The sequence below is a fragment of the Bacteroidia bacterium genome (assembly GCA_025056095.1).
Lineage (GTDB): Bacteria > Bacteroidota > Bacteroidia > JANWVE01 > JANWVE01 > JANWVE01.
In genome coordinates this window covers 1-1,247 of sequence record JANWVW010000342.1, presented here as the reverse complement: position 1 = coordinate 1,247, position 1,247 = coordinate 1, and the positions used below count along the sequence as shown (strand labels likewise).

1 protein-coding gene is annotated in these 1,247 nt (G+C 34.7%); it reads left to right on the top strand.

From position 1 onward, the window contains the following. A partial coding sequence (locus NZ519_13915; GenBank protein MCS7029850.1) for an AAA family ATPase occupies positions 1-1,247 on the top strand: 1,247 nt, incomplete at both ends.

Sequence of the window (1,247 nt, the reverse complement as noted above, 5' to 3'; positions counted from 1 at the left end):
GGTAAAAGTTTATGGTTATCCGTTTTAGAACATTATTATGACATTAACCGAGCTAATAAATTTGAGTATCTTTTTGGTAAGTATTACATTGGTAAAAATCCCACCCCCTTACGCAACCAATACAGAATTTTACGCTTTGATTTTAGCGGAATAGATACCAGTAACAAAGAAAGAGCAAAAAGAGGATTTAATTTCTCTGTGCAAGGCAGTATAGACAACTTTTTTGACAGATATCCTGATGCATACAGTACAGAAAAACAGCATAGTATTCGTTCGGCTGTGGATGCAGAGGAGAAAATGACTTTATTTTTTCAGCGTTATGATAAAAAAGTACCTATTTACATTCTTTTTGATGAATACGACCATTTTACGAATGATATTCTCTACCGCAGTTTGAACGAATTTGTAGATAGTGTATCTAAACAAGGATATATTCGCAAGTTTTATGAGGTTATCAAAAGTAGTACGCAGCAAGGCGTAGTGGATAGGGTATTTATCACAGGCGTATCCCCTTTAACCTTGGATGCGCTAACTAGTGGCTTTAACATCCTTTCTGACCTTACTCACAGCCTTGAATTTGAAACCATGCTCGGCTTTACCGAAAATGAAGTACAAGACCTAATTGCTCTGACCGTACAAGATACAACCCAACAAAATATAATCCTTCAAGAAATGAAAGAATGGTACAATGGATATAGATTTTGTGAGGGTTCTACCGAGCATATCTATAACTCCGACATGGTTCTGTACTACTTGAAAGAATTTCAAAAATTACAAACTCCACCTAAAAACCTATTAGACACTAATATTGCTCCTGATTATGGCAAATTAAGACAAATGTTTCAAGTAGTCAATTTGAATAAAAATCAAGAAGTGTTAGAAAAGGTGTTACAAAACGGCTATGTGGATGCTGAACTGATTACTTTATTTAACTTTGAAAAAGGTTTTACTCAAACTGACTTTGTTAATTTTTTAGCTTACCTTGGTAACTTAACCATCGGAGGGATAGATGAAATTACAGGTAGAGTTCATTTCAAAATACCGAACAAAGTAATTGCGGAACTATATTGGAAATACTATGCTGATACGTTAAACCAAATTCCTGAACTACAAGCCCAAAGCGAAGCAATAGACCAAGCCGTGATAAAAATGGCAAAACAGGGAGATTATCAAGATTTTTTTGATTTGCTTGGAAAAGTGTTGCAAACGCTGTCTAATCGGGATTTTAGTAAGTTTAATGAGAAGTA